General features: G+C 68.7%; 26 protein-coding genes. 14 read left to right on the top strand and 12 right to left on the bottom strand.

The features are described from left to right. Window positions 1-242 precede the first annotated feature (242 nt). From JJL56_RS03005 to JJL56_RS02990, 4 genes are all read left to right on the top strand, one after another. Window positions 243-581 (top strand): hypothetical protein, encoded by a 339-nt coding sequence (locus JJL56_RS03005; protein ID WP_200484132.1) that lies wholly within the window; start codon window positions 243-245, stop codon window positions 579-581. Between the two features lie 105 nt (window positions 582-686). Continuing rightward, the gene (locus JJL56_RS03000; protein WP_200484131.1) at window positions 687-1,337 is read left to right on the top strand and encodes a cupredoxin domain-containing protein; all 651 of its coding nucleotides are present in this window, start codon (window positions 687-689) and stop codon (window positions 1,335-1,337) included. Between the two features lie 17 nt (window positions 1,338-1,354). Further along, window positions 1,355-3,046 carry a cbb3-type cytochrome c oxidase subunit I gene (locus tag JJL56_RS02995; protein WP_200484130.1) on the top strand — a complete coding sequence of 564 codons (1,692 nt, stop codon included), beginning with the start codon at window positions 1,355-1,357 and terminating at the stop codon, window positions 3,044-3,046. A gap of 16 nt (window positions 3,047-3,062) precedes the next feature. After that, window positions 3,063-3,251 carry a hypothetical protein gene (locus JJL56_RS02990; RefSeq protein WP_200484129.1) on the top strand — a complete coding sequence of 63 codons (189 nt, stop codon included), beginning with the start codon at window positions 3,063-3,065 and terminating at the stop codon, window positions 3,249-3,251. 77 nt (window positions 3,252-3,328) lie between these two features. Here the strand turns inward: JJL56_RS02990 and JJL56_RS02985 are convergent, their stop codons facing one another. Continuing rightward, window positions 3,329-3,538: a hypothetical protein gene (locus tag JJL56_RS02985; RefSeq protein ID WP_200484128.1), complete on the bottom strand. Its 210-nt coding sequence runs from the start codon at window positions 3,536-3,538 to the stop codon at window positions 3,329-3,331. A 257-nt stretch (window positions 3,539-3,795) separates the two neighbouring features. After that, window positions 3,796-4,278 carry a single-stranded DNA-binding protein gene (locus JJL56_RS02980; RefSeq protein ID WP_200484127.1) on the bottom strand — a complete coding sequence of 161 codons (483 nt, stop codon included), beginning with the start codon at window positions 4,276-4,278 and terminating at the stop codon, window positions 3,796-3,798. Window positions 4,279-4,745: 467 nt separating this feature from the next. Here JJL56_RS02980 and uvrA point away from each other — a divergent pair, with 467 nt between their 5' ends. The 5 genes from uvrA (at window position 4,746) to JJL56_RS02955 (ending at window position 12,136) form a co-directional block, all read left to right on the top strand. Further along, window positions 4,746-7,598 carry an excinuclease ABC subunit UvrA gene (gene uvrA / locus JJL56_RS02975; protein WP_200484126.1) on the top strand — a complete coding sequence of 951 codons (2,853 nt, stop codon included), beginning with the start codon at window positions 4,746-4,748 and terminating at the stop codon, window positions 7,596-7,598. A 115-nt stretch (window positions 7,599-7,713) separates the two neighbouring features. Next, entirely contained in the window at window positions 7,714-7,914 is a 201-nt protein-coding gene (locus JJL56_RS02970) for a hypothetical protein (RefSeq protein ID WP_137141096.1), read from the top strand. A gap of 138 nt (window positions 7,915-8,052) precedes the next feature. Further along, on the top strand, window positions 8,053-8,445 hold the full coding sequence (locus JJL56_RS02965; RefSeq protein ID WP_247890908.1) for an SRPBCC family protein: 393 nt from the start codon (window positions 8,053-8,055) through the stop codon (window positions 8,443-8,445). A gap of 142 nt (window positions 8,446-8,587) precedes the next feature. Next, entirely contained in the window at window positions 8,588-9,952 is a 1,365-nt protein-coding gene (gene trmFO / locus JJL56_RS02960) for a methylenetetrahydrofolate--tRNA-(uracil(54)-C(5))-methyltransferase (FADH(2)-oxidizing) TrmFO (RefSeq protein WP_200484125.1), read from the top strand. A gap of 105 nt (window positions 9,953-10,057) precedes the next feature. Then, complete coding sequence (locus tag JJL56_RS02955) at window positions 10,058-12,136, top strand: methyl-accepting chemotaxis protein (RefSeq protein WP_200484124.1); 2,079 nt, start codon at window positions 10,058-10,060, stop codon at window positions 12,134-12,136. Window positions 12,137-12,146: 10 nt separating this feature from the next. Here the strand turns inward: JJL56_RS02955 and JJL56_RS02950 are convergent, their stop codons facing one another. Then, entirely contained in the window at window positions 12,147-13,001 is an 855-nt protein-coding gene (locus tag JJL56_RS02950; protein ID WP_200484123.1) for a phytoene/squalene synthase family protein, read from the bottom strand. A 120-nt stretch (window positions 13,002-13,121) separates the two neighbouring features. Here JJL56_RS02950 and JJL56_RS02945 point away from each other — a divergent pair, with 120 nt between their 5' ends. From JJL56_RS02945 to JJL56_RS02930, 4 genes are all read left to right on the top strand, one after another. Beyond that, window positions 13,122-13,994 (top strand): squalene/phytoene synthase family protein, encoded by an 873-nt coding sequence (locus JJL56_RS02945; protein WP_014197277.1) that lies wholly within the window; start codon window positions 13,122-13,124, stop codon window positions 13,992-13,994. A 39-nt stretch (window positions 13,995-14,033) separates the two neighbouring features. Then, window positions 14,034-14,969 carry a presqualene diphosphate synthase HpnD gene (gene hpnD / locus JJL56_RS02940; protein WP_200484122.1) on the top strand — a complete coding sequence of 312 codons (936 nt, stop codon included), beginning with the start codon at window positions 14,034-14,036 and terminating at the stop codon, window positions 14,967-14,969. Between the two features lie 9 nt (window positions 14,970-14,978). Continuing rightward, on the top strand, window positions 14,979-16,292 hold the full coding sequence (hpnE, locus tag JJL56_RS02935; protein ID WP_200484121.1) for a hydroxysqualene dehydroxylase HpnE: 1,314 nt from the start codon (window positions 14,979-14,981) through the stop codon (window positions 16,290-16,292). Window positions 16,293-16,360: 68 nt separating this feature from the next. Further along, the gene (locus JJL56_RS02930) at window positions 16,361-16,966 is read left to right on the top strand and encodes a superoxide dismutase (RefSeq protein ID WP_035676248.1); all 606 of its coding nucleotides are present in this window, start codon (window positions 16,361-16,363) and stop codon (window positions 16,964-16,966) included. 86 nt (window positions 16,967-17,052) lie between these two features. Here the strand turns inward: JJL56_RS02930 and JJL56_RS02925 are convergent, their stop codons facing one another. From JJL56_RS02925 to JJL56_RS02905, 5 genes are all read right to left on the bottom strand, one after another. Then, window positions 17,053-17,430, bottom strand: a complete 378-nt coding sequence (locus JJL56_RS02925; RefSeq protein WP_145623701.1) for an Mth938-like domain-containing protein — start codon at window positions 17,428-17,430, stop codon at window positions 17,053-17,055. Window positions 17,431-17,457: 27 nt separating this feature from the next. Further along, complete coding sequence (gene secF, locus JJL56_RS02920; protein WP_200484120.1) at window positions 17,458-18,411, bottom strand: protein translocase subunit SecF; 954 nt, start codon at window positions 18,409-18,411, stop codon at window positions 17,458-17,460. Window positions 18,412-18,423: 12 nt separating this feature from the next. Further along, the gene (gene secD / locus JJL56_RS02915; RefSeq protein WP_200484119.1) at window positions 18,424-20,022 is read right to left on the bottom strand and encodes a protein translocase subunit SecD; all 1,599 of its coding nucleotides are present in this window, start codon (window positions 20,020-20,022) and stop codon (window positions 18,424-18,426) included. Window positions 20,023-20,058: 36 nt separating this feature from the next. Beyond that, window positions 20,059-20,430: a preprotein translocase subunit YajC gene (gene yajC / locus JJL56_RS02910; protein WP_145623702.1), complete on the bottom strand. Its 372-nt coding sequence runs from the start codon at window positions 20,428-20,430 to the stop codon at window positions 20,059-20,061. A gap of 111 nt (window positions 20,431-20,541) precedes the next feature. Next, on the bottom strand, window positions 20,542-21,282 hold the full coding sequence (locus JJL56_RS02905; RefSeq protein WP_200484118.1) for a hypothetical protein: 741 nt from the start codon (window positions 21,280-21,282) through the stop codon (window positions 20,542-20,544). A gap of 151 nt (window positions 21,283-21,433) precedes the next feature. Here JJL56_RS02905 and JJL56_RS02900 point away from each other — a divergent pair, with 151 nt between their 5' ends. After that, window positions 21,434-22,291 (top strand): ATP-binding protein, encoded by an 858-nt coding sequence (locus tag JJL56_RS02900; RefSeq protein WP_200484117.1) that lies wholly within the window; start codon window positions 21,434-21,436, stop codon window positions 22,289-22,291. Here JJL56_RS02900 and JJL56_RS02895 read toward each other — a convergent pair. The 4 genes from JJL56_RS02895 to serS are packed head-to-tail and all read right to left on the bottom strand — an operon-like array spanning window position 22,248 to window position 26,287. Further along, complete coding sequence (locus tag JJL56_RS02895; RefSeq protein ID WP_345772534.1) at window positions 22,248-23,543, bottom strand: peptidoglycan DD-metalloendopeptidase family protein; 1,296 nt, start codon at window positions 23,541-23,543, stop codon at window positions 22,248-22,250. The genes JJL56_RS02900 and JJL56_RS02895 overlap by 44 nt on opposite strands. A gap of 14 nt (window positions 23,544-23,557) precedes the next feature. Next, window positions 23,558-24,211, bottom strand: coding sequence for a protein-L-isoaspartate(D-aspartate) O-methyltransferase (locus tag JJL56_RS02890; protein ID WP_200484116.1), 654 nt, complete (start codon window positions 24,209-24,211; stop codon window positions 23,558-23,560). Window positions 24,212-24,239: 28 nt separating this feature from the next. Then, on the bottom strand, window positions 24,240-25,022 hold the full coding sequence (surE, locus tag JJL56_RS02885; RefSeq protein ID WP_145623706.1) for a 5'/3'-nucleotidase SurE: 783 nt from the start codon (window positions 25,020-25,022) through the stop codon (window positions 24,240-24,242). Next, window positions 25,022-26,287 (bottom strand): serine--tRNA ligase, encoded by a 1,266-nt coding sequence (gene serS, locus JJL56_RS02880; protein WP_145623707.1) that lies wholly within the window; start codon window positions 26,285-26,287, stop codon window positions 25,022-25,024. The genes surE and serS overlap by 1 nt, the downstream gene beginning before the upstream one ends. Window positions 26,288-26,449 lie beyond the last annotated feature (162 nt).

Below are 26,449 nucleotides of genomic sequence, written 5' to 3'. Positions count from 1 at the left end.
CCCTGCGCCTTCCAGTCGCTGGAAGGTCAAGGACAAAGTCGAACACGTTTCCTGTCCGGTCACCGGCGCCGCCCTGCCGCAGGCGCAAGGCACCACCGCCCGGTGACGTTTCACCCACGGCGTTTCCACTGCCGGACCGTGACACGGGCGCCGGGTTGATGCCGATCAATTCCCGGACCTACGATACGGGCTACGCTTGGCATGCCCTGGGAGGTCCCAGGTCGTTGGTGACGATGGCAGACATGACGCGGTTGGGCCACATCTTCGCCGTTCTGGCGTTCGCCTTCGCGCTCCTGGTGGGCGCGGCGGGTGGAGCCATGGCGCATGTGGAGGCCCATGGCGGGCCGATCGATCACCGTTCCCACCACACGCCATCGCCTTCGGCCCCGTCGCACGGCGACTCCCACAAGGCCGCCCTCGTGGTCGTGGCTCCGTGTTGCCCGGCGGCCGAAGCCCCGGCGGACCATGTCGTCGCCGTCGCGGTGACGACGGTGGAGATGTCCTGGCACCCGCGGCCCGACTACGCCCCCAACGCCCGGGACATCGCGCCGGACACGCCCCCTCCGAAGACCGTCCTCTGACCGGCCGAGCGCCCTGACGCCGTCTGCGTCGGACGCCCGGCCACGCGCCGCCTGACCGGCGGCGTTCGCGAGCGATTCCGACCACGCGATCAGAGGACCCTCATCATGCCCGATCCGAGGCATTTCACGACCCGTCGCGGCTTCATCGCCGGACTGGGCTTCGGCGCCGTCTCCCTGTACGGCGCCTGGGCGGCCTACGGAGCCGCCCCGCTTCCCTTCGGCGGTCACAAGGATACGGCTGCTCCGGAACCTGACGCCCATGGCGGCCATGGTGCCGCCGAAGCACCCGCCGAGGCCGGTGGCCACGGTGGTCACGGGGCTTCGGCGGGCATGGCGCCCGAGGAGTTCCGCTTCGAGCACGACTACTTCATCCAGCGGCACACGCAGGAGGACGGTAGCGTGAACCCGCAAGTCAGCGAGGACACGCACAGCCACGCCGCCGAGGAGCACGACCACGGCCATGACGCCGGTGGCGAGCCGGTGGACGTCTATCTGATGGCGCAGAAGTTCTCCTACAGCCCGGACGTGCTGCGGCTGAAGGCCGGGCAGGCGTACCGGTTCCGCATGATGGCGGACGACATCACGCACGGCGCGTCGATCCAGCTGGGAGCCGCCAGCCGGATCATCCGTCTCCGCCCGAACACCGTCACCGAGCAGACGATCACCTTCACCAAGCCGGGCGAGTACCTCGTGTACTGCACCGTCTACTGCGGCCAGGCGCACGACGCCATGCAGGGCCGCGTCGTCGTCGCGTGACCCGGGGAGGACCCATCATGGATACCATCTCAACGAACTCCGCCCCGGTCGGCTCAAAGACCACATTGACGACGCGGGTCGCCGCCCTGCCGACCTCCGACAAGGCGCTCCTCAAGGTCCTGTTCGGCGCCGCCCTGCTGGCGCTTGCCCTCGGCCTCGCCGGTGGCTTCGTAACCGCGCTGGCGCGCGCCGGAGCCCTGACCTTCTTCCCCGACGACGCCTACCGCCTGCTGACCCTGCATGGCGTGTCGGTGTTCTTCTACTGGCTGTACCTGATCCAAGCGGCCCTCCTGCTCGTGCTCGCCGCCGCGGAGAACGAACGCGGGCTGGCGTTGCGTCCGTTCGCCTGGTTGGGCGCTGCGCTGATGCTGGCGGGCTTCGGTGTCAGCGAATGGATCTCCTACACCGGCACGCCGCTGCTCTACGACGGCAACCCTGAACTCGCCGCGGACGATCCGCGCTCGGTCGGGTTCTTCGCGCTGGGCTACCTGCTGCTCTCCGGCGGCCTGGTCGCCTCGGCGGTCAGCGGCATCGCGACGGTGCTCCAGCCCCGGCTGCGTGGCGAGGCGGACGAATTCACCTCCATCGGCTTCGCGCTGTTCGCCTGGGCGGGGTTCCTGGTGGTCAGCGCCATCGCGGCGACGAACGCCTTCCTGCCGAGCGTGCTGTGGGCGCTGGGCGCCGGGCCGTTCCCGGCGGATCACGGGACGGAGTGGCACATCCTGTTCCACAACCTGCACTACCTGCCGCTGATGGCGACGGTGCTGGTGTGGTACGTGCTGACCGAGCACCTGACGGGGGTGAAGTCCATCCACGGCGCGCGCATGTCGAAGATCGTCTTCGCCGCCTATCTTGTCTTCGTGCCGCCGACCAGCCTCTACCACATGTTCCTGGAGCCGAACCTGTCCGAGGGCGTGCGGGTGGTCGGCTCGCTGCTGTCGCTGTTCGTCTCGGTCCCGACGCTGGCGGCCTTCGCCATCATCGTCTCCTCCCTGGAGGCCAGCGCGCGGGCGCGCGGCGCCACCGGCCTCTTCGGCTGGATGGGCGGGCTGCCGTGGGACAACCCGGCCATGGCGAACATGGGCTGGGCGGTGGTGAACATGATGGTCGGCATCACCTTCGCCTTTGTGCTGATCCAGGGCGAACTGGCGCCGATGCTGTCGGACACCTTCTTCGTCCCCGGCTACTTCCACTTCTTCGCGGTCGGCGTGCTGACCCAGACGTTCCTGGCCGCCATGATGGTCATGCTCCCGGCGTTGAGCGGCGGCAGCCTGTGGCGCCCGGCAGTGCTGAGACGCATGCCGGTGGTCGTGACCATCGGTCTGCTCATCTTCGGCGCCGCTGGCATCACGGCCGGGTTCATGGGCGTGCCGCGCCGGGTGTTCGACGTGAGCTACGGCGGCATGGCCCCCGCGGCGTGGCCGGTGCTGATGGCCCTGGTCGGCGTCGGCGCCACGGTCTTCGCCGTTGCCATCTCGGTCACCGTCTACGGCGTCGTGCGCACGCTGCTGTCGCGGCGCGCGACGGCTGAACAGGCTTCCGTGGTCGATTGGCAGGCCGGGGGTCGCGGCGTCGGCGCGGCGCCCGCGTGGACCGGGCCGGTGTCGGTCGCCGCGCTGGTCACCGCCATGTACGTCTTCACCATCGTCGCGTTCCAGCTGATCCAGTCGCTGCCGATCATCGCGATCGGCGGCGGGCATGGGCACTGAGCGAAGGAGAGAAGCCATGAAGAACGACGAACTCTGGCTGACCCTGGCCATCGTCGCGGTGTGGGCGGTCCTGGCCGCCGTCTACGCCTTCGTCCCCAGCCTCGGCATGCCCGGCTACGTCCGGGTCTGGGGAGGCGGCGCCATCGTGTTCCTGGCGCTCGTCGGGATGTTGTTCGCCTTCGGCCGCAAGACCCGCCGGAACTGAAGGCGCCGGAGAAGCCTGGGTGTCCGCTGCGTTGCGGGCGCCCCAGGCCCCAAAGCCCATGCGATAGACGCCGATGATCAGAAAGGCGGGGCTGCCCGATCGTCTCCCGAACCTTTTCGACGCGGCGGCATGCGCTCGGTGACGACCTCCTCGACTTCGAGCGACACCACCTTGCGAGCATTCGTAGGCTTGGTACAGGCGTCACCGCCCGCCTCGTCCAGATGCCGCACTGCTGCCCCGGCGAAGCTGGCGACCTCGTTGCTCTTGAGGAATTGGCCGGAGAGCATCCGGCTTTCGATGTCGATGCCGGTCTCAGCAGCCCATTGATACAGGAACTTCAGGGACTGGCAGTTTGCCTGCAGGGTGTTGCTGGCCCGATGGGCTGTGCGCCGAATTGTCAGCAGCCAAGCGTTCCTTTACAGGCTTCCCCGGTAACAATCTCACAGGCAGAAAAACACCACAGCCGGTGAGGTATGCAACCGGGGAAACTAGTAAATACAAAGGCCTCAGGCGGGAAACCTCACACGACCACCCCTGGTAAGTTTTAGAACGGGATTTCGTCGTCCAGGTCGTCGTGCTTGGGCGGAGCACCGCCGCCGCTACGACCGCCACCACCGTAGCCGCCACCGCCGCTGCCGCCGCCGCCGCTGTAGCCACCGCCACCACCGCCGCCACGCGACTCGTAGCCGCCGCCGCCGTAACCGCCGCCACCTTCGCCCTCACGACCGCCGGTGAAGTCGATCTCGGCGACACGCACCGACAGGCCGGCGCCGCGGGTGCCGTCGCGCTTCTCGAACTCGCGGATCGTCACCTCGCCGGAGATCACAACGGCCTTGCCCTTGGTCAGATGCGGCGCCAGAGCCTCCGCGCGGCGGCCCCAGATGGAGCAGTCCACCCACTGGGTGGTCTTGCGGTCGCCGAACCCGACGTCGTTGGCGACGCGGAAGCCCAGAACCTTTTCGCCGCTTTGCGTGGAGCGAAGCTCGCCGTCCGCGCCGAGGCGCCCCGTAAACGTCCATACATTCATCGCACGTGTCTCCTAGCGCGGGTTCCCGGTATCCCATCCGACCCGTTCGGGCGCCCGGCGGAAGGGCGTCCGGATACCGGGGGTGTCTGTTCGCAGGGCCGGTTTGATCCATGGATCGGTCCATGCCCCACCCTGCCTTGTGCTTCACAAAGCATGCGGAAAGGGCACGGGTCAACCGCCGCCGCGGAGCGCTTCGCCCCTTCCACCCGGATCAACCCGCCCACTCCGCGCGAAAGAGAACACTCCATGAACAAACATAGCAGAGAGAGTCCGTGGCGCCAACATATTCCTTGGTGGTTGCCCATCGTCGGCTCCCCGGCATTCCCGTATCGCGACCCTGCGTCCCACGCGGCCGGAAAGGGACGTGTACCGGTGGCAAGTCGCCTGCGTCCGGCACATATCTGTCCGGGCTTTCGGAGCTTTTTTGGCGCCTTCCCTTCCCCTCCGGTTTCGGCTAAGAACACTCCATGAACAAGCACATCAGTGTCCGCGGCGCGCGGGAGCACAACCTCAAGAACGTCGATGTCGATCTGCCTCGGGACGAGCTGATCGTCATCACCGGCTTGTCGGGATCGGGCAAGTCATCGCTGGCGTTCGACACGATCTACGCGGAAGGCCAGCGACGCTACGTCGAGAGCCTGTCGGCCTACGCGCGCCAGTTCCTGGAGTTGATGCAGAAACCGGACGTCGATTCGATCGAGGGGCTGTCGCCGGCCATCTCCATCGAACAGAAGACGACCTCGAAGAATCCGCGCTCCACCGTCGGCACGGTGACGGAGATCTACGACTACATGCGCCTGCTGTGGGCGCGGGTCGGCATCCCCTACTCCCCAGCCACCGGCCTGCCCATCGAGAGCCAGACGGTCAGCCAGATGGTCGACCGCATCCTGGCGATGCCTGAGGGCACGCGCCTGCTGCTGCTGGCCCCGATCATCCGCGGCCGCAAGGGCGAGTACAAGAAGGAGATCCAGGACCTCCGCAAGCGCGGCTTCCAGCGCGTGCGTGTCGACGGCACGATGCACGAGATCGACGAGGTTCCGGCGCTTAATAAGAAGCTGAAGCACGACATCGACGTGGTGGTGGACCGCATCGTCGTGCGTGAGGGGCTGGGCAACCGGCTTGCCGATTCGCTGGAGACGGCGCTCGGCCTCGCCGACGGAATCATCTTCGTCGAGAACGCCGAGTCGCACGAGCAGACCGTCTTCTCGCAGAAATTCGCCTGCCCGGTGTCCGGCTTCACCATCCCGGAGATCGAGCCGCGGCTGTTCTCCTTCAACAACCCGTTCGGCGCCTGCCCGGCCTGCGACGGGCTGGGCAGCAAGATCTACTTCGACCCCATGCTGGTCGTTCCGGACGAGCGGTTGTCGCTGAAAAAGGGCGCCATCGCCCCCTGGGCCGGCTCCTCGTCCCAGTATTACGTGCAGACGCTGGAGAGCATCGCCCAGCATTTCGGCGTCGCCATGGACACGCCGTGGGAAAAGCTGCCGGAGAAGGTCCGCCAGACCATCCTCTACGGCTCCGACGGCGCGCCGATCACGATGACCTACGACGACGGGCTGCGCAGCTACCAGACAAACAAAGCCTTCGAGGGCATCGTCAACAACCTGGAGCGCCGCTACCGCGAGACGGAAAGCGCCTACATGCGGGAGGAGCTGTCGAAGTATCAGTCCTCCCAACCCTGCGAAACCTGCAAGGGCGCCCGCCTGAAGCCGGAGGCGCTGGCCGTCAAGGTGCACGGCCAGCACATCTCCCAGGCGGCGGAGATGTCCATCGCCGACGCGGCGACGTGGTTCAGCACGCTGAACGACCATCTGCGCCCGAAGGACAAGGAGATCGCCTACCGCATCCTCAAGGAGATCAACGAGCGGCTGGGCTTCCTCAACGCGGTGGGGCTGGAGTATCTGACGCTCAGCCGGGGCTCCGGGTCGCTGTCCGGCGGCGAGAGCCAGCGCATCCGCCTCGCCTCGCAGATCGGGTCCGGCCTGACCGGCGTGCTCTACGTGCTGGACGAGCCGTCAATCGGCCTGCACCAGCGCGACAACGACCGGCTGCTGGCGACTCTGAAGCGGCTGCGCGACCTCGGCAACACCGTGATCGTGGTCGAGCATGACGAGGACGCCATCCGCACCGCCGACTATCTGGTGGACATGGGCCCCGGCGCCGGCCAGCACGGCGGCACCGTGATCGCCCAGGGCACCCCGGCGGAGGTCCAGGCCAATCCGGACAGCGTCACGGCCCAGTTCCTCACCGGCGCCCGCTTCGTGCCGGTGCCGGACCAGCGCCGCCCCGGCCACGAGGGGCAGTTCCTGGAGGTCAAAGGCGCCCGTGCCAACAACCTTCAGAACGTCTCGGCGCGCATCCCGATGGGCACCTTCACCTGCGTCACCGGCGTGTCGGGCGGCGGCAAGTCCACCCTGATCATCGAGACGCTCTACAAGGCGGTGGCGCGCAAGCTGATGGGCGCGCGCGAGCATCCGGCCGAGCATGACGAGCTGCTGGGGCTGGAGCATCTCGACAAGGTCATCGACATCGACCAGTCGCCGATCGGCCGCACCCCGCGCTCCAACCCGGCCACCTACACCGGCGCCTTCACCCCGATCCGCGACTGGTTCGCCGGCCTGCCCGAGGCCAAGGCCCGCGGCTACGGCCCCGGCCGATTCTCCTTCAACGTGAAGGGCGGGCGCTGCGAGGCGTGCCAGGGCGACGGCGTCATCAAGATCGAGATGCACTTCCTGCCCGACGTCTACGTCACCTGCGACGTCTGCCACGGCAAGCGCTACAACCGCGAGACGCTGGAGGTCACCTACCGCGACAAGACCATCGCCGACGTGCTCGACATGACGGTCGAGGAGGGCAAGGAGTTCTTCAAGGCCGTGCCCGGCATCCGCGACAAGATGGAGACGCTGGAGCGGGTGGGCCTCGGCTACATCCACATCGGCCAGCCCGCCACGACACTCTCCGGCGGCGAGGCGCAGCGGGTGAAGCTGTCCAAGGAGCTGAGCCGCCGGGCCACCGGCCGCACGCTCTACATCCTCGACGAGCCGACCACCGGCCTGCATTTCGCCGACGTGGAAAAGCTGATGGAGGTGCTCCACGCGCTGGTCGACCAGGGCAACACGGTGCTGGTGATCGAGCACAATCTGGAGGTCATCAAGACCGCCGACTGGATCATCGACCTTGGCCCCGAGGGCGGCACCGGCGGCGGCGAGATCGTCGCGGAGGGCACCCCGGAAGACGTGGCGAAGGTCAAACGGAGTTACACCGGCCAGTATCTGGCCCCCTACCTGAAGGCGAAGCCGAAAAGCCGGAAGAGGGCATGAAGTCGGGCCGGGGCCATCCCCGGCCTTTTTCTTCTGACCAACTTTTGTCCCGGAAACAAAGCCGCAGCGGGGGCGTTTCCTCTCCATCTTTCGCCAAACAGGATGGAGACGGAACATGTCAAGGACCATGATGTCCGGTGTGGCGCTGGCCTTCGGCGCGGCCTTGCTGGTCAGCGCCTGCGGAACCGACGAGTCCACCAGCACCACGACCACCACCACGACCACTTCGCCCGGCTACGGCAACTCCAGCCTGACCACCCCGCCGACCGGCGGCTCGACCACCACCGAGCGCACGACGACGACCAAGAGCGAATAAGGACTTTTCGCGTCAGTCCCAAAAGAAACGGCCGGCTCCGCACAGGCGGGACCGGCCGTTGTCTTGCCGATCCTTTCCTTGTTCGTCCTACCAACGTACAGGTTTCAAGCCGTCCCCGCTCGGCTAGGATCGGCCACCTTGCCCTACCCGGTCGAGAAGGTCTGGCAGCAGATCGGCCCCTTCTGCAACCTCGGCACCTGGCACCCGGCGGTGGAAAGCTGCACTCTGCGCCGGAATGAGGGCGCGCAGGAGCGCGTGCTGGCCCTCAAGGGCGGCGGCGCGATCGAGGAGCGCCTGCTCTCCTCCTCCGCCAGCAGCCACCGCATCCGTTACTCGATCCTGACCGGCCCGCTGCCGGTCAAGGACTACGCGGCTTCCCTGTCGGCCGAACCAGCGGGCAGGGGCGCGCGCGTCGTCTGGACGGCGCACTACACCTCCAACAGCGCCAGCGATGAGGAAACGCGCAAGGTGATCTCCGGCATCTTCACCGCGGGCTTCGACGGCCTGAAGCAGAAGCTCGCAGCCCGGTAAGTCACCGGCCTTCAGCGGAGCGACCAGGGTCGCCGGACCGTGGGGGCGATCCTGGTCGCGATTCCGCGCCTTGGTCCGGGTTGGCCTTGCCGCCGCGACAACGACGGTCTACTTGTTCGGCAACTTTGTGAAAGCTGCTGATATGGTCGACACGTCCCTTTCCCCCGTTCACGTCATCGGCGGCGGCCTCGCCGGGTCCGAAGCCGCCTGGCAGCTCGCCACGCGCGGCGTGCCCGTCGTGCTGCACGAGATGCGGCCCGTCCGCCCGACCGAGGCGCACAGCACCGACCAACTCGCCGAACTGGTCTGCTCCAACTCCTTCCGGTCGGACGACGCGGAGTACAACGCGGTCGGTCTGCTGCACGAGGAGATGCGGCGCTGCGGCTCGCTGATCCTGCGCTGCGCCGACGCGCACAAGGTGCCGGCGGGCGGCGCGCTGGCCATGGACCGCGACGGTTTCGCGGGTGCCGTGACCGAGGCGATCACCAGCCATCCCCTCATCACCATCGAGCGCGGCGAGGTCGCCGGCCTGCCGCCGGAGGACTGGGACAGCGTCGTCATCGCCACCGGCCCCCTCACCTCCCCGCCGCTGGCCGAGGCGATCCGCAGCTTCACGGGCGAGGAGTCGCTGGCCTTCTTCGACGCCATCGCCCCCATCGTCTATCTGGAGAGCGTGGACCTGTCCAAGGCGTGGTTCCAGTCGCGCTACGACAAGCCCGGCCCCGGCGGCACCGGCAAGGACTACATCAACTGCGCCTTCGAGAAGGACGAGTACCGCGCCTTCATCGACGCCCTGCTGACCGCCGAGAAGGTGGACTTCAAGGAGTGGGAGAAGAGCACGCCCTACTTCGAAGGCTGCCTGCCCATCGAGGTGATGGCGGAGCGCGGGGTGGACACGTTGCGCTACGGCCCGATGAAGCCGGTCGGCCTGACCAACCCGCACAAGCCGGAGCGCCGCCCCTACGCGGTGGTCCAGCTCCGGCAGGACAACGCGCTGGGCACGCTCTACAACCTCGTCGGCTTCCAGACCAAGCTGCGCCACGCCGAACAGGCGCGGATCTTCCGCATGATTCCCGGCCTGGAAAAGGCGGAGTTCGCGCGGCTCGGCGGCCTGCACCGCAACACCTTCCTGAACAGCCCGCGCCTGCTGGACGGTGCGCTGCGGCTTAAGGCGCAACCGCGCATCCGCTTCGCCGGGCAGGTGACGGGCTGCGAGGGCTATGTGGAAAGCGCCGCCGTCGGCCTGCTGGCCGGGCGCTTCGCCGCCGCCGAGCGGCTGGGCGGCGAACCGTCCGCCCCGCCGGCCACCACCGCGCTGGGGGCGATCCTCGGCCACATCACCGGCGGGGCGAACGCCGACACCTACCAGCCGATGAACGTCAATTTCGGCCTGTTCCCACCGGTCGACGAACGCATCCGAGGACGCGACCGCAAGCTGGCCTACACCCGCCGCGCCCTGGAGGATCTGGGCGGCTGGCTGGCCGCCGCTCCCGGCGTCGCTTCTTGACCCGGCACGCCGTCATGAAACGGTCACGGAACCCATAGGACAGGCTTCACCGTCGCCGATGACCATCCGCCCCCGGAATCGCGCACTCCATGGGGCGGTATGGCCATGCTTCGGGCAAAGTCGTTGGTGTTCAAACAGGTGATCGTGCTGGTTTTGGTGACGATTCTCGCCCTCGCGGCGGGAATCACCGCCCTGACCATGAAGAGCGCGGCCGACATCCAGGCCCTGTCGCTGCGGAGCGGCGACCAGCTCGGCCACCGCTATGCCGAATCGGTGCAGGCGCAGTTGAACGACGCGATGGACGCGGCCCGCTTCGTCGCCTCCTCGCTGGTCGGCCTGAAGGCTGCGGGTCCAGTCGACCGGGCGCAGCTCACCGGCTGGCTGAAGAGCCTGACCGACAGCAACCCGGCCTTCCTCGGCGTCTGGGTCGGGATGGAGCCGAACGCGCTCGACGGGCGTGACGCGGAGTTCGTCGGCGCGCCGGGGTCCGACAAGACGGGCCGCTTCCTTCCCTACTGGAACCGCGCCTCCGGCACCGTCGCGCTGGAGGCGATCATCGGCTACGACGACCCCGGCCCCGATGGCGCCTATTATCAGGTGCCCAAGCGCAGCCGCCGCGCCATGGTGGTCGAGCCCTACGCCTACATGGTGGCGGGCCGCCAGGTGCTGCTGGTCTCCATGGTCGTTCCGATCGTCGAGAAGGACCGGGTGATCGGCGTGGCCGGCGTCGATCTGTCCACCGACGGCATCTGGAACACGCTGAAGACGGTGACGCCCTTCGGCACCGGCTCGGTCCATCTGCTTTCCAACGGCGGCGTCTGGGCCGGGCACCCCGACTCCGCGCGGATGGGCCAGCCGCTCGCCAAGACCGACCCGGCGCTGGAGTCCGCCCTGTCGGCGATCCGCGCCGGCCAGGGATTCGAGACGCGGACCGCCGTGGACGCCGGCGAGGTGCAACGCCTGTTCATCCCGGTGTCGGTCGCCGGGACGGACACGCCCTGGTCGCTGCTGGTGAACCTGCCGCTGGCGACGATGAACGCTCCGGCGGACAGCCTGCGCGACGCCACCATCGGTGGCGGCCTCGGCCTGCTGGTGGTGCTGGTGGTGGCGCTGCTCGCCGCCAGCCACGTCATCGTCGGCGCGCCGCTGCGGCGGACCATCACGACGCTGGAGGCGGTGGTCGGCGGCCGGCGCGGCGTCGCTGTCGCCGGCATCGACCGCCGCGATGAGATCGGGGCCATCGCGCGGGCGCTGGCCCTGTTCCAGGACAACGCCACCCGCATGGCCGAGCTGGAGGAGGAGCGCCGCCGCGAGGAGGAGCGCGCCGCCGAACGCCGCAAGCACGACCTCGCCGACGTCGCCAGCCGGTTCGAGGCGTCGGTGGGCGGCGTCGTGCGCAACGTGTCCCAACAGGCCGGCGCGATGCGCGGCACCGCGCAGAACCTCTCGGCCATCGCCACCCAGACCGACCGTCAGGCCAGCGCCGTCTCCATGGCTGCCGAGGAGGCGAGCCAGAACGTCCAGACGGTGGCCGCCGCCGCCGAGGAGCTGAGCTGCTCCATCCGCGAGATCAACGAGCGGATCGGCCGCTCCTCCCAGATGGCCGCGGACGCGGTGGCCGAGGTGGAGCGCACCAACGCCACTTTGGAAGGGCTGTCCGCCGCCGCACAGAAGATCGGCGACGTGGTCAACCTGATCCAGGGCATCGCCGGGCAGACCAACCTGTTGGCGCTCAACGCCACCATCGAGGCCGCCCGCGCCGGCGAGGCCGGCAAGGGTTTCGCCGTGGTCGCCAGCGAGGTCAAGAATCTCGCCAACCAGACCGCGAAGGCGACGGAGGACATCTCGCGGCAGATCGCCGACATGCAGACCGTCAGCGGCACGGTGGTCAGCGTTATCGAGACGGTGGGGCGGAGCATCATCGCCATCAACGAAACGATCACCGCCATCGCCGCCGCCGCGGAGCAGCAAGGCGCCGCCACCCAGGAGATCAGCCGCAACGTCCAGCAGGCGTCGATGGGCACCGCCGCCGTGTCGGACAACATCGGCGGGGTGACGCGGGCGGCGGGGTCCACCGGCACGATGGCCGATCAGGCGCTCGACGCCGCCGGCGACCTGTCGCGTGAGGCCGACCAGCTGCGCCACGAGGTGGAGCGGTTCGTGGCGATGATCCGCGCGGCTTGATTCGAAAGGGTCAGAACCGCCCGCGCAGCGCCGCCCAGGCCAGCTTGGCGTGGCGCAGCGGGTGGGGCATCAGCACGCGCGCGGCGAAGGGGTCATAGCCCTCCCGCGCCAGCGCGTCCAGATGCAGCCCGGCCAGCACCGCCGGCAACAGGGCCGGCAGGGCGGCACGCGGCACGGACCGGCGGAGCGCACGGGCCTTCGCCAGATGGTCGCGGGCGGCCTCCGCAACCTCGCGCGCCACGGGGCGCAGCTCGGGGGTGGAGCGCAGCTCGAACAGGTCGCCCTGTTTGGCACCGTGCGCCGCCATGCGGTCGGCTGGGAGAAGCTGGCGGTGCTGGCGGGCGTGGAAGGGCACCGCCCGGACGATGCCGGCCAGCGCGTAGCCGATCCCGGCCTGACGCCCGGCCTCCGCCGCGTCGGCACCTTTCGCCCCCAGGATCTCCAGCGCGAGTTGAACGAGCGGCGCGCCGGTGACCTCGGCATAATTGACGAGGCAGGACATGTTGGCCGGCGGGGTGTCGTCGAGGTCGGCTTCCCGCGCGTCGATCAGCCGGTCGAACAGGGTGCGACTCAGCCCGCTCTCCCGTACGGCGGCGGCCAGCGGCTCCATCACCGCGTGCTTGGGCACGGCGCCTCCCTCATAGACCTTATCCAGCGCATCGCGCCAGAATTGCAGCCGCATCTGGCCCAGCACCGGCTCGGTCACCACCTCGCGGGTCTTGGCAATTTCAAGGTTGAAGGCATAAAGGGCGAACAGCGATTCGCGGCGCTCCGCCGGAGCGAAGAGGCAGGTCAGGAAGCGGTCGTTGTCATATTTCCGCACCTCCCGTCCGCAATAGGACAGGTCGGGGGTCGCCTTCGCCATGTGATGCCTGTTCTGGAAAAATGGGGGTGGCACGGTTTGGAAGCGGGGCAAAGCCCGCAAGCGCCTTATATTAGGCAGACAGGCTCTCCACACCAGCCCCGACGCGCAGCAGGCGGAACAATGGCCGATTTCAACGTCGCCCCCACCAAGCCCCGCAAACCCAGCCCGGTCGCCCGCAAGGACGCGGACTCGGAGAATTTTCCGGTCGCCTCGCGCCTGCTCCCGAAGCATCTCAGGCCGCATGTCATGGCCTTCTACCGGTTCGTCCGATTGGGCGACGACATCGCCGACGACCCCGATCTCGAGCCGGAGACCAAGCTCGCCTATCTGGAGGCGCTGGAACGCTCGCTGACCACCGGGCAGGCCAAGCACGCCTATCTGAAGCCGGCGCTGGACCTGCGCGCCAGCCTGCAGGCGACCGGGGTCAGCGACCGCCACCCCCGGCAGGTGCTGCGCGCCTTCCGGCGTGACGCGGTGGGCGCGCGGTGCCACAGCTGGAGCGACCTGCTGCTCTACTGCCGCTTCTCCGCCAACCCGGTCGGGCGCTACCTGCTGGACCTGCACGGTGAGGGCGTGGCCGCCGGGCCGGCGTCGGACGCGCTGTGCACCGCCTTGCAGGTGCTGAACCACCTCCAGGATTGCCGGGAGGACTGGAGCCAGCTCGGTCGCTGCTACATTCCGCTCGTCTGGTTCGACGATTCGGCGATCAGCGTCGAGCGGCTGGTGGAAACGGAGAGCGACGCCAAGCTGCGCGCCATCTTCGACCGCACGCTGGAGCACACCGACCGGCTGCTGGAGCGTGCCGCCCCCCTGCCCGGCCTGATCCAGCACCGGGGGTTGCGGATGGAAGCGTCGGTGATCCTCAGCCTCGCCGAGTCGCTGGCGCAGCGGCTGCGCAGCCGCGACCCGCTGAAGAAGCGGGTGGTGCTCGGCACGCATCATAAGCTGTTCGCCACCGCACGCGGGCTGGCGCGCGCCATCGGGAGCAAATAGACTCCGCACCCTTCGACCGACACCACGCAGGACCGACGTATGCCGCAGCCATCGCTGGATTCGACGCAGAGCGACACCGCCGGCAGCCCGGCTGCCGCGGCGGCGGCGGTGACCGGGCGGTCGGGCAGCACCTTCTACTGGCCGATGCTGCTTCTCCCCCGCTCCAAACGGGCGGCGATGTTCGCCATTTACGCCTTCTGCCGGCGAATCGACGACATCGCGGACGAGCCCGGCGAGCCCGCGGAAAAGCGCGCGGCGCTCGATGCCTGGAGGACGGAGATCCGCGGCCTCTATGCCGGCGGCGCGCCCTCCAGCTCCCTGGGCGCCGCCCTGAAGGGAGCCATCGAACGCTACGGCCTGCCACGCGGCGAGTTGGAAGCGCTGATCGACGGCATGGCGATGGACATCCCCGCGGGTGACGGCAATGGGGCCGGCAACAGCGGGGGCATGACCGGCCCGGCATTGCCGACCCTGCGCCTCTATTGCCGCCGGGTGGCCGGCGCGGTGGGCATGCTGGCGATCCGCGTGTTCGACCGGGCCGATGCCTCCACCGAAGCCTTCGCCCTGGCGCTGGGCGAGGCGCTGCAGCTGACCAACATCCTGCGCGACCTGACGGAGGACGCCGACATCGGGCGACTCTATCTGCCGCGTGAACTGCTCGACGACGCCGGCATCGGCAGTTCCGACCCGGCCACGGTGCTCGCCCACCCCAACCTGCCCCAGACCTGCGAGGCGCTGGCCGTCCTGGCCGAGGAGCGCTTTGCCGAAGCGCGGCGGGCGCTGGCCGAAGGCCAGTCCGCCGGGCGTCGCGGTTCGCTGTGGGCGGCGGTCGCCATGATGGTGCTGTACCACCGGCTGCTGGTGCGCCTGCGCGCGCGGGGATGGCGCGACCTCGACCGGCGGGTGCGGGTCGGCAAGCGCGAATGCGCCCTGGTGGCCGTGCGCTGCGCGCTCGGCTATCCGCCCGCCGCCTGACGGGCCGGCTTGGGCACCGTCCACATCGTCGGCGCCGGCCTTGCCGGTCTGTCCGCCGCCGTCCGCCTGACCGAGGCCGGGCGCCAGGTCATCCTGCATGAGAGCGCGCCGCAGGCCGGGGGACGCTGCCGCTCCTTTTACGACGCCACGCTGGACCGTGTGGTGGACAATGGCAGCCATCTGGCGCTCAGCGGCAACCGCTCCCTGCTCGGCTATCTGGAGCGGGTCGGCGCGAGCGAGGCTCTGAGCGAGCTGCGCCCCGCCGCCTTTCCTTTCCTTGACCTCGGCAGCGGCGAGCGTTGGTGCCTGCGCCCCGGCGGGCTGTGGCTGTTCGACAAGGCCCGCCGCGTGCCGGGAAGCCGCCCTGCCGATTACCTCGCCGCCCTGCGGACCCTGACCGCCCGCCCCGAGGCGGCGGTGGCCGACGCCCTGCCCCCCGACGGAGCGCTCTACGAGCGGCTGTGGCGCCCTCTCGCAGTGTCGGTGATGAACGGGGCGCCGGAGCGGGTGTCCGCCCGGCTGTTCGGGGCCGTGCTGCGGGAAACGCTGCTGCGCGGCGAGGCCGCCTGCCGCCCCCTGTTCGCGGAGAAGGGCCTCTCGGCCGCCCTGGTCGATCCGGCGGTGGCGTGGCTGATGCGGCATGGTGCGGACCTCCGCACCGGGACGCGGGTGGACGGGCTGGAACGCGCGGGGGATCGTGTCGCCGCCCTGTCGGTGGATGGCGAGCGCATCCCGCTTGGCAGCGAGGACACGGTGGTTCTGGCGGTTCCCGCCTGGATCGCCGGGCGCCTGCTTCCGGATGTGTTGCCCGTTCCCCCCGCCGCCGGGCGGGCCATCGTCAACGCCCACTTCCGTCTGCCCGCCCCGATCGACCTGCCGGGGGGCCTGCCCTTCCTGGGGCTGGTGGGCGGAACGGCGGACTGGCTGTTCCGGCGCGGCGACGTTCTGTCGGTGACGGTCAGCGACGCAGACGCGCTGGCTGGTCAGCCCGCCGAAACGGTCGCCGCCACGCTGTGGCGCGATGTGGCGAAAGCGCTCGGCACGGCCGGCACGGCGCCGCCGCCCCACCGAATCGTCAAGGAACGCCGGGCGACTCCGGACCAGTCCCCTGTCCATGCGGCGAATCGCCCCGGTGCCCGGACGGAGCTGGAAAACCTCGTTCTGGCCGGCGATTGGACGAACATGGGGCTTCCGGCGACGCTCGAAGGTGCGGTCCGCTCGGGCGAGTTCGCCGCGCGGGCGGTCCTGACCGCTAGGATTACCACCTTTTCGCGTCTCGGCCTTTTTCCAGCCTTCACTTTGCCGCGCCGCGGGCCTATTTGAGCGGACGGAGGTGCCGTGCCGCAAGGCGCGGGCCGAGATGGGACAATCCAAGAAGAGAGGGTAACTCAATGGCGTTCGAACTGCCGCCGCTCCCGTATGGCTATGATGCTCTGCAGCCGTTCATGTCGTCGGAGACGCTGCACCTGCACCACGACAAGCACCACCAGACCTACGTCACCAACCTGAACAACCTGACGAAGGACAGCCCGCTGGCCGACGCCAGCCTGGAAGACGTCATCAAGCAGAGCTACGGCGACGCCTCCAAGCAGGGCCTCTTCAACAACGCCGGTCAGGTGTGGAACCACACCTTCTACTGGCAGAGCATGAAGAAGAACGGTGGCGGCGCCATCCCGGGCGAGCTTGAGAAGCGCCTGATCGCCGACTTCGGCAGCGTCGACAAGTTCAAGGAAGAGTTCTCGAACGCCGCCATCACCCAGTTCGGCTCGGGCTGGGCGTGGCTGTACCTTGACGGCGGCAAGCTGAAGGTCACCAAGACCTCCAACGCCGACACCCCGTTGGCCCAGGGCCACTTCCCGCTGCTGACCGCCGACGTGTGGGAGCATGCCTACTACGTCGACTACCAGAACCGCCGCGCGGACTTCGTGAAGGCGTTCCTGGAGAGCCTGGTGAACTGGGAATTCGTGGCCGAGCGCCTGTCGAAGGCCCCGGCCTGATCCTTCACCGGATCGCCAGAACGGAAAAGGCCCCCGATCGGGGGCCTTTTTCGTTTGAACGGTCGTAGCAAAGCACAAGAACCGGATCACACCGGCAGCAGCGCCGCCCCAACCCGCCGGCCTTCGGCCAGCAGGACGTTGTAGGTGCGGCAGGCCGCCCCGGTGTCCATCACCTCGACGACTAGCCCGGCGTCGCGCAGGCTCTGGCGCAGGGCCTTGGGCAGAAGCTGCATCCGGATGCCGGAGCCGAGCAGAAGGAACTCCACCCGCGGCTCCGCCTGGATGACGGGGGCGAAGTCCTCCGCCGTCAGGGCGGCGAAGTCCTGGGGACGCCAGGGCTGCGTACGGTCGGGAAGGACCACCACCGCCCCGGTGCGCCATTGCCCGGACACGCAGAACTGCCCTTCCCCGTACCCGTCGATGACCTGCCGGTCCGACGGGATGATCGGCGTGATGTCCGCCATCTCTTGTCCGTTTCCTGTTCTTTCCGGTCAGGGCGTCGGATTGGCGGCCGGGGCCGCATTGTCCACCGGCGCGTTGCGGCGCAGCCGGTTCTCGCCCAGGAACAGCAAGATGGGGGCGGCGATGAAGATGGACGAGGAGGTCGCCAGGAAAATGCCGAAGATCAGCACGATGCCGAAATCCTGCAACGCCTCGCCGCCGAAGAAGGCCAGCGGCAGAATCGACAGCAGCGTCGACATCGAGGTGCCCAGCGTTCGGTTCAGCGTCTCGTTGATCGAGCGGTCGATCAGCTCGCGCAGCGGCATCTTCTTGTAGATGCGCAGGTTCTCGCGCATGCGGTCATAGACCACGACCTTGTCGTTGGTCGAATAGCCCATGATCGTGAGGATCGCCGCGATGGCCGTCAGGTTGAACTGCATCCCGGTGATCGCGTAGAAGCCGACCACCTTCGTCACGTCCAACAGCAGCGTCACGATGGCGCCGAAGCCGAACTGCCATTCGAAGCGGAACCAGATGTAGACCAGCATAGCCAGCAGCGCGAGGCCCAGCGCCAGCATGCCGTTGAAGAACAGCTCTCCGCTGACCGACGCGCCGACCGCCTCGACGCGGCGCACGGTGGTGCCGGGAATCTCCTGGGCGAGCGTGGCCCTCACCTTGTCGGCGGCCACCTGCTGCGCCGCGTCGTCGCCCGGCTGGCGTTCCAGCCGGATCAGCACGTCCTGGGGCGAGCCGAACTCCTGCAACGCCACCTGCCCCATGTTGAGCTGGGTCAGGGTGTGGCGCAGCGAGGCGAAGTCGGCAGCCTGCGGCGTGCGCGCCTCGATGACGATGCCGCCGCGGAAGTCGATGCCGTAGTTCAGGCCGGGATAGAAGAACAGCACCACCGACGCGATCGACAGGAACGCCGACACGATCAGGCCGGCGTGTCGCCCGCGCATGAACTGGATGTTGGTGTTGTCAGGGACCAGACGAAGCCGGAACATGGGAATGACCTCTTACACCGGCAGGGCGGCCGGCCGCGTCTTGCGCAGCCAACTGACCATCATGAGACGCACGAGCACGGTGGCCGTGAACAGCGAAATCAGGATGCCGAAGGTGATGGTGACGGCGAAGCCCTTGATCGCGCCGGTGCCCAGCACGAACAGGATGGCCATCTTGATGGCGGTGGTCAGGTTGGCGTCCACGATGGTGGAATAGGCGCGGCTGAAGCCGGCCTCGACCGAGCCGAAGACGCCGCGGCCCTTCTTCGTTTCCTCGCGGATGCGCTCGTTGATCAGGATGTTGGCGTCGACCGCCAGACCGAGCGACAGCAGGACGCCGGCGATGCCCGGCAGCGTCAGCGTGGCCTGGAGCAGGGACAGCGCGGCCAGCGTCAGGACGGTGTTGACCAGCAGGGCGAAGCAGGCGAAGGCACCGAACAGGCCGTAGGCGGCGATCATGTAAACGCAGACCAGCACGAAGCCGATGCCCACCGCCATCAGGCCGGCGCGGATCGAATCGGCGCCGAGGTCGGGGCCGACCGTGCGCTCCTCGATCACCTTCAGCGGGGCCGGCAGCGCACCGGCGCGCAGCAGGACGGCGAGGTCGTTGGCGTCGGCGGCGGTGAAGTTGCCGCTGATCTGGCCGCGTCCGCCGGTGATCGGCTCGCGGATCACCGGAGCGCTGATGACCTTGTTGTCGAGCACGATGGCGAAGGGTCGGCCGACGTTGGCGCGGGTCACGTCGGCGAAACGGCGGGCGCCGATGCTGTCGAATTCGAAATTGACCACCCATTCGCCGGTCTGCGGATTGCTGCCCGCGGTGGCGTTGGTCAGGTTCGCGCCGTCCACCTCGACCTTCTTGCGGATGACGTAGGCGGTCTGCGCCCGCCCGCTTTCCGACGAGGGCAGGATGTCGGTGCCCGGAGGGGCGCGGCCCGCGCTCGGGTCGGCGTTCATGTCGACCAGGCGGAAGGTCATCTTCGCGGTGGTGCCGAGAAGGCGCTTCACACGGTCGGGGTCCTCGACGCCGGGAAGCTGGACCAGGATGCGGTCGCTGCCCTGGCGGGCGATGGTCGGCTCGTTGACGCCGGTCTCGTCGATGCGGCGCCGCACGATCTCGATGGACTGCTCGATGGCCTGGGTGGCGCGCTCGCGCAGGGCGATCTCGCTGAGCCGGGCGGTGACGACGCCGCCGCCGGAGGTGACCTCCAGGTCGGGCTGCCCGCCGCCGAGCGGACCGCCGCCGATGGTGTTGGCGAGTTGGCGAAGCGCCCGCACCGCCGTTTCGGCCTGCGCCGGATCGCGGAGCTGCACGGTGATGCCGCGGTCGCCCGCGTTGATCGCCGTGTAGCCGACATTGTCGTTGCGGAGCTGGGTGCGCGCCGAATCGACCAGACCTTCGACGCGGTCACGGATGACCGCGCCCATGTCCACCTCGAGCAGCAGGTGCGACCCGCCGCGCAAGTCGAGGCCGAGGTTGACCCGGTTGTGCGCGTACCAGTTCGGCAGGGCCGCCAACGTCTCACGGCTGAGAAAATTCGGCAGCGTGAGGATGGTCCCGAGCACGCAGATCGCGACGATCAGAAAAATCTTCCAGCGCGGAAAATACAGCATTCGTAAACCAGTCCCGTTCGCTACCGGAGAACCGCGTTACTTGCGGTCCACAACCTTTTCTTCAGCCTTCTCGTCGGCGCTCTTGGCCGGCTCGGACTTCGACAGCACGAGATTCACGGTGGAGCGCATGACGCGGACGCGGACGTTCTCGGCGATCTCGACCTGAAGCTCGTCTTCCGGGCCGACCTTGGTGATCGTGCCGATGATGCCGCCGCCCGTCACCACGCGGTCACCGCGACGGATGGACTCCAGCATGCCCTTGTGTTCCTTCATCTTCTTCTGCTGCGGACGGATCAGCAGGAAATAGAAGACGACGAAAATCAGAATCAGCGGCAGGAACTGCACGATCATGTCGGCCCCACCGGCGGCGGGCGCGGCGGTCTGTGCATAGGCCGTCGAAACGAACATCTGGAGGCTCCCTGTGGTTTGGTTCCGAAGGCGCAGCGGGCGCTCGCGGACGCGGGGACTATAACGGTCCGGGCCGTCGATGCAATGGAATAGGGGTACGCCCGCCGGGCTTCAAGGGCCGCGGTTGTCCATCACGGCAAAGAGAAGCAGGAAGCGGCGCACGCAGGGCGCCTCCACCGGCTCCACCCCATGGAAGGAACGGCCGGACGGCGCGTAGGCCAGCAGATGGTTCGGCAGGAAGGGTGCGGTGCCGGCCAACTCGAAATCCCCGCGCGGGAACCGCTCCGTCGACCGCCCGGCGTTGGCGCTGAAGGACGGGTCGCGGGGCCGGTACAACGCTGTTCCGAGATCGGGGCGGCTGCCGTCCGCCGGCATGTAGAGCAGCATGGACAGGAAGGTGCCGAACACGTCGGTGTGGGGCAGCATGGCGTGGCCCGCATGGTCCTCGACCAGCCGCGCGTAGACCATGGCTGGCCGGCTTCCGACCGGCGTCTCCAGCTTGGCGGCCAGCGAAGGGAAGCGCGGCGCCAGCCGGGCGAGCGTGTCCGGCCCGAACAGGCAATCGCGGACCTCCCGCCAGACCGCCCCAGCCTCCGGCTCCAAGTCCCTCAGATTGCGGTCGGTCAGCACCATCTGATAGCGCTGGGGAAGGCTGTCCATCTGCAGGAGCGCCAGCGCCTCGAACCTCGGCCAGTGGGCGATGGCGCGGGCGTAAAGGTCTGTCGGCAGGGCGTCCGGCACCACCAGATGCGGGAAAGGGTCCTCCCGCAGGGGCGTTTCCTCCAGCCGCCGCAGGACATGTTCGGCGCTCCCGGCCGGCGTCGGGAGATCGGTGGAGCGTTCTGCGTGCATGGCTGGCCCTCGGTTCGCGTTTGAGGAACCATAGCGGCGCGCACGCCTCCCCCGCAAGCGCGCCTCCTTGGCGCGCGTCCTTGTCCGGTGCCGGGCCGGCGGGTTAGGGTCGGCGCAACGAAACCGGAAGAAACGCCTGCAAAGGAACACGATGTCGGACGCCCACCTGATGCCCTTGCTCACCCGCATCGCCGAGGCCCTGGAACGGCTCGCCCCGCCGCCGCCGGGCCGGCTGGACCTCGGCGCCGCCGACGCCTTCGTCTGGCACGCCGATCCCGACCGGCTGGAGCCGGTGCCCACCGTCAACCGGGTTGAAATCGGCCTGCTGCGCGGCGTCGAGCGGCAGCGCGACATCCTGCTGGACAACACCACCCGCTTCGCCACCGGCCTGCCCGCCAACAACGCCCTGCTCTGGGGCTCCCGCGGCATGGGCAAAAGCTCGCTGGTCAAATCGGTGCACGCCGCGGTGGCCCAGGACCATCCCGGCACGCTGGCCCTGGTGGAGATCCACCGCGAGGACATCCCAACCCTGCCCCGCCTGCTTGCCCGGCTGAAGGACGAGCCGCGCCGCTTCATCCTGTTCTGCGACGACCTGTCCTTCGACCACGACGACGCGCACTACAAGTCGCTGAAGGCCGTTCTGGAGGGCGGAATCGAGGGCCGTCCGGAGAATGTGGTGTTTTACGCCACCTCCAACCGCCGCCACCTGATGCCGCGCGACATGATCGAGAACGAGCGTTCCACCGCCATCAACCCGGCGGAGGCGGTCGAGGAGAAGGTGTCGCTGTCCGACCGCTTCGGCCTGTGGCTGGGCTTCCACAACTGCGACCAGCCGACCTACTTCGCGATGATCGAGGGCTACGCCGCCCGCTTCGGGCTGGACATCCCGGCCGAGCAGCTGCGGGCCGAGGCCGTGGAATGGTCGATGACCCGCGGCAGCCGCTCCGGCCGGGTGGCCTGGCAGTTCATCCAGGACCTGGCTGGCCGTCTGGAGAAGCCCCTTCGCTGACCCGCGGCTCCATGCGGTCGCGCGGATCGACCGCCTGGCTGCCCTTGCGCAGCTCGAAATGAAGCTGCGGGCTCGTCACCGATCCGGTCTGGCCGACCGTGCCGACGGCCTGCCCGCGCTTCACCGCCGTCCCACGCTCCACGTCGATGCGGTCGAGATGGGCGTAGGCGGTGATGAAGCCGTCCGAATGCTTCACCAGCAGCAGATTGCCGAAGCCGCGCAGCTCATTGCCGGCGTAGGCGACGACGCCGTTGTCAGCGGCGACCACCGTGGCGCCCTTGGCGGCGGCGATGTTCAGACCGTCGTTGTGCAGACCGTCCGGCTTCGGCCCGAAGGTCGAGATCACCTTTCCCTTCACCGGCCAGAGCAGACGGCCGGTGGCGCGCTGCGGCGGCGCCTCCACCGCCTTGGGCGGCGGGGGCGGAGCGGCGGCGACCTCCTGGGCCGGTGCCGGCGGCGGAGCCGGGACCGGAGCGGCCTCGACAGGGCGCGGCGCGGGCGCCGGTTCCGGGACGGCGGGTTTCTGGCCGGGCGGGCGCAGCGAGGTCGGGGCCTGCCCCGGCTGGTAGAGGGGCGCTCCAGTCGCCACCTCCGGCGCGGCGGCCGGCTTGGCGCCGGGCACCGGGGCGAGGACGGTCGCGGTTGATGACGGGCTGTCCACCGGAGCCCTTTCGACCGGGGCCGGAATCGAGGCGCCCGGAGGCGGCAGTTCCGCCGCCTGGATGGACCCGCGCGACACCTGCTTGACCGGCGCCGAGGCCACCACGCCGCCGACCGCGGCCCCCGCGCTGGAGGACGGCGCCTGGGCCACCGCGGTGCCGCCCGGCGCGTCACCGCCCGGCAGGCGCAGCGGCTGCCCGGCCTGCACGGCGTAGGGGGCGGTCAGGCCGTTGAGTCGCGTCAGCTCGCTCATGTCCGCGCTGAACATGCGGGAGATGCCGTAGAGCGTGTCGCCGCGCTGGACGATGTACTGGCGCGACACCGGCAGGACGAGACGCTGTCCCACCTGCAGCTGGTAGGGCGGCGACAGGTGATTGACCTCCAGCAGGTCGCGCAGCGGCACGTTGTAACGCCGCGACAGCGAATAGGCGGAGTCCCCCCGCTGCACGATGACGGCGCCGCCGATGGAATCCGGAGTGTTGGACACCGAGGTGACCGGCGCCAGATCGCCGGTGCGCTGCTGGCAGGCGGCGAGCAGCGGCAGCACCGCCAGCGCCGCGAGGAGGGCGCGCCCAATTACGCTGGATGTCACGCCGAACGGGTCGGCTACTCCGTCCCTGGAGGAGATGGAGGGTCGGACAGCAACGGTACGAAGCGGACGGGCCACAAGTCCTCCCGTGTAAGACCGGTTTCGGTCCGCCGGATGCGGACGACCCGCTGGCCGCGGTAGTCGCCCCCCAGCGGGATGACCATGACACCACCAACGGCGAGCTGATCCGTCAAGTCCTTTGGCGCATCGGGGCCTCCGGCGGCCGTGACCAGTATGCGCTCGAACGGTGCCTGCTCGGGCCAACCCTTCGTCCCATCGCCATGGCGGGTCGTGATGTTGTTCAGGCGCAGCGCCTGGAATCTCTGTTCCGCCTCGGCCAGCAGCGGACTCAGCCGTTCGACGGTGTAGACCCGCCGGCACAGCCGCGACAAAATCGCCGCCTGATAGCCGGAGCCGGTGCCGATCTCCAGCACCGTCTGCCGTTCCTCCAGTTCCAGCGCCTGAGTCATCAGCGCAACGATCAGCGGCTGGCTGATGGTCTGGCCGAGGTCGATGGGAAGCGCCGTGTCCTCCCACGCCTGATCCTGGAAGGGCTCCGGGACGAAGCGTTCGCGCGGAATGCGCTCGATCGCGGCCAGAACCCGGGTGTCGGTCACGCCGTTGCGGCGCAACGCCATCAGAAGCCGGATCTTGCGTGCCTCGACCGTCACACCCTACCCATTCATATTGGAAACGATCTCATTCGAACGCGTGCCGCAAGGTCTGGAGCGTCGGCGTGTGCGTCAGATCCAGATAGATCGGAGTTACCGAGATGCCGCCATGGAAGACCACGTGGATGTCGGTGTCGGACGCCACGTCGGCCTCCCCGCGGAGCGTCCCGATCCAGATATAGGGCTTCCCGCGCGGATCGACACGCTCAACCAGCTCGTCGCCGATCTTCCGCTTGCCATGGCGGACGACCTGGATGCCGGTCACCTGATCCGCCGGACGGGCCGGGAAGTTGACGTTGAGCAGGACGTATTTCGGCCAGGGCGTGGAGACGGCCTTGCGGATCACCTCCGCCCCCCAGCGCTCCGCCGTCGACCAGTCGATCTGGGCGCGGTTCTCGTAGTGCTGGCTGAGCGCGATGGCCGGAACGCCCAGCAGGGTCGCCTCCATGGCCGCCGCGATGGTGCCCGAATAGGTCACGTCCTCGCCGATGTTGGAGCCTTGGTTGACGCCGGACAGGACCAGCGTCGGGCGGGCGTCTTTCATGATGTGGTTGACGGCCAGCAGCACGCAGTCGGTCGGCGTGCCGTCCACCGTGTAGCGCCGCTCGTCCAGTTGCCGCAGCCGCAGCGGCCGGTTGATGGTCAGAGAGTGGCTGGCCGCCGACTGCTCCATCTCCGGCGCCACCACCCACACGTCGTCGGTGAGGGAGCGCGCGATGGCCTCCAGCACCTTCAGGCCCGGCGCGTGGATGCCGTCGTCGTTGGTGACGAGGATGCGCGCGTTCGACAGGTCGAGCGGGAGATCGAACATCAGGCGGTGATCCTTTCCAGCCCGCGCATGTAGGGCCGGAGCGCTTCGGGAACCAGGATGGAGCCGTCGGGCTGCTGGTAGTTCTCCAGCACCGCGATCAGGCAGCGCCCGACCGCCACGCCCGAGCCGTTCAGCGTGTGGACGAACTGCGTCTGCTTCTCGGCCTTCGGACGGCAACGGGCCTTCATGCGGCGCGCCTGGAAGTCGCCGCAGTTCGAGCAGCTCGAAATCTCGCGGTACATGTTCTGGCCGGGCAGCCAGACCTCGATGTCGTAGGTCTTGCGCGCGGAGAAGCCCATGTCGCCGGTGCACAGCGTCACCACGCGGTAGGGCAGCCCCAGCCGCTGCAGGATGGTTTCGGCGCACTGGGTCATGCGCTGGTGCTCCGCCTCCGACTGGTCCGGCGCGGTGACGCTGACCATCTCGACCTTCCAGAACTGGTGCTGGCGGATCATGCCGCGGGTGTCGCGCCCCGCCGAACCGGCCTCGGCGCGGAAGCAGGGGGTCAGCGCGGTGTAGCGATGGGGCAGTTCCTCCGTCGCCACGATCTGGTCGTTGACGAGGTTGGTCAGCGGCACTTCCGAGGTCGGGATCAGGTAGTGATCGCCCGCGCGGAACAGGTCCTCCTCGAACTTCGGAAGCTGGCCGGTGCCGAACAGGGCGTTGTCGCGCACCATCAGCGGCGGCGCGATCTCGGTGTAGCCGTGTTCGCCGGTGTGGATGTCCAGCATGAAGTCGGCAAGAGCGCGCTCCAACCGGGCCAGCCCGCCCTTCAGGACGGTGAAGCGGGCGCCGGACATGCGCGACGCCGCCTCGAAATCCATCAGGCCCAGCGCTTCGCCCAGCTCGAAATGCTGCTTGGCGTCGGCGATGGCCTTCGGCTCGCCCCAACGGCGGATTTCGACGTTGGCGGTCTCGTCCGGGCCTTCCGGCACGTCGTCGGCGGGCAGGTTCGGGATGGAGGCGAGCAGGCTGTCCAGCTCGGCGCCCAGCGCCTTCTCCTCCTCCTCGACCTGGGGCAGCCGTTCCTTGAGCTGCGCCATCTCGTCCATCAGCGGCTGGGCATCGCGGCCCTCCCGCTTGGCGAGGCCGATCTCCTTCGCCGCCTCGTTGCGGCGCGCCTGCATCTCCTGCAACTGGGTCTGCGCGGCGCGGCGGCGCGAATCGAGATCCAGCACCGTCGGCGACATTGCCTCAAGGCCCCGGCGGGCAAGGCCGCGGTCGAAGGATTCGGGGTTCTCACGGATGGCGCGAAGGTCGTGCATGGCTCACGGCGATACGGAATGGGTGGGAGGCTGGTTATAGTCCGCCGCTGGGTGAAGGTCCAGTGGTGGCGCCGCGCCAATGGGAGAGACCCTGAAATGATTGGCGTCCTACACTTATCGGTGGCGCCGCCGATGGGATAGCGTGCAGAACCCCGAAATCGA

Source organism: Azospirillum aestuarii (assembly GCF_016632405.1).
In the GTDB taxonomy this organism is placed as follows: domain Bacteria; phylum Pseudomonadota; class Alphaproteobacteria; order Azospirillales; family Azospirillaceae; genus Azospirillum; species Azospirillum aestuarii.
This window is presented reverse-complemented; position numbering and strand designations above follow the sequence as displayed.

Bases quoted from the DNA above. Each gene is read 5' to 3' on its own strand.
- JJL56_RS03005 (WP_200484132.1), top strand. From the start codon at position 243: ATGACGCGGTTGGGCCACATCTTCGCCGTTCTGGCGTTCGCCTTCGCG.
- JJL56_RS03000 (WP_200484131.1), top strand. From the start codon at position 687: ATGCCCGATCCGAGGCATTTCACGACCCGTCGCGGCTTCATCGCCGGA.
- JJL56_RS02995 (WP_200484130.1), top strand. From the start codon at position 1,355: ATGGATACCATCTCAACGAACTCCGCCCCGGTCGGCTCAAAGACCACA.
- JJL56_RS02990 (WP_200484129.1), top strand. From the start codon at position 3,063: ATGAAGAACGACGAACTCTGGCTGACCCTGGCCATCGTCGCGGTGTGG.
- JJL56_RS02985 (WP_200484128.1), bottom strand. From the start codon at position 3,538: ATGCTCTCCGGCCAATTCCTCAAGAGCAACGAGGTCGCCAGCTTCGCC.
- JJL56_RS02980 (WP_200484127.1), bottom strand. From the start codon at position 4,278: ATGAATGTATGGACGTTTACGGGGCGCCTCGGCGCGGACGGCGAGCTT.
- uvrA (WP_200484126.1), top strand. From the start codon at position 4,746: ATGAACAAGCACATCAGTGTCCGCGGCGCGCGGGAGCACAACCTCAAG.
- JJL56_RS02970 (WP_137141096.1), top strand. From the start codon at position 7,714: ATGTCAAGGACCATGATGTCCGGTGTGGCGCTGGCCTTCGGCGCGGCC.
- trmFO (WP_200484125.1), top strand. From the start codon at position 8,588: ATGGTCGACACGTCCCTTTCCCCCGTTCACGTCATCGGCGGCGGCCTC.
- JJL56_RS02955 (WP_200484124.1), top strand. From the start codon at position 10,058: ATGCTTCGGGCAAAGTCGTTGGTGTTCAAACAGGTGATCGTGCTGGTT.
- JJL56_RS02950 (WP_200484123.1), bottom strand. From the start codon at position 13,001: ATGGCGAAGGCGACCCCCGACCTGTCCTATTGCGGACGGGAGGTGCGG.
- JJL56_RS02945 (WP_014197277.1), top strand. From the start codon at position 13,122: ATGGCCGATTTCAACGTCGCCCCCACCAAGCCCCGCAAACCCAGCCCG.
- hpnD (WP_200484122.1), top strand. From the start codon at position 14,034: ATGCCGCAGCCATCGCTGGATTCGACGCAGAGCGACACCGCCGGCAGC.
- JJL56_RS02930 (WP_035676248.1), top strand. From the start codon at position 16,361: ATGGCGTTCGAACTGCCGCCGCTCCCGTATGGCTATGATGCTCTGCAG.
- JJL56_RS02925 (WP_145623701.1), bottom strand. From the start codon at position 17,430: ATGGCGGACATCACGCCGATCATCCCGTCGGACCGGCAGGTCATCGAC.
- secF (WP_200484120.1), bottom strand. From the start codon at position 18,411: ATGTTCCGGCTTCGTCTGGTCCCTGACAACACCAACATCCAGTTCATG.
- secD (WP_200484119.1), bottom strand. From the start codon at position 20,022: ATGCTGTATTTTCCGCGCTGGAAGATTTTTCTGATCGTCGCGATCTGC.
- yajC (WP_145623702.1), bottom strand. From the start codon at position 20,430: ATGTTCGTTTCGACGGCCTATGCACAGACCGCCGCGCCCGCCGCCGGT.
- JJL56_RS02905 (WP_200484118.1), bottom strand. From the start codon at position 21,282: ATGCACGCAGAACGCTCCACCGATCTCCCGACGCCGGCCGGGAGCGCC.
- JJL56_RS02900 (WP_200484117.1), top strand. From the start codon at position 21,434: ATGTCGGACGCCCACCTGATGCCCTTGCTCACCCGCATCGCCGAGGCC.
- surE (WP_145623706.1), bottom strand. From the start codon at position 25,022: ATGTTCGATCTCCCGCTCGACCTGTCGAACGCGCGCATCCTCGTCACC.
- serS (WP_145623707.1), bottom strand. From the start codon at position 26,287: ATGCACGACCTTCGCGCCATCCGTGAGAACCCCGAATCCTTCGACCGC.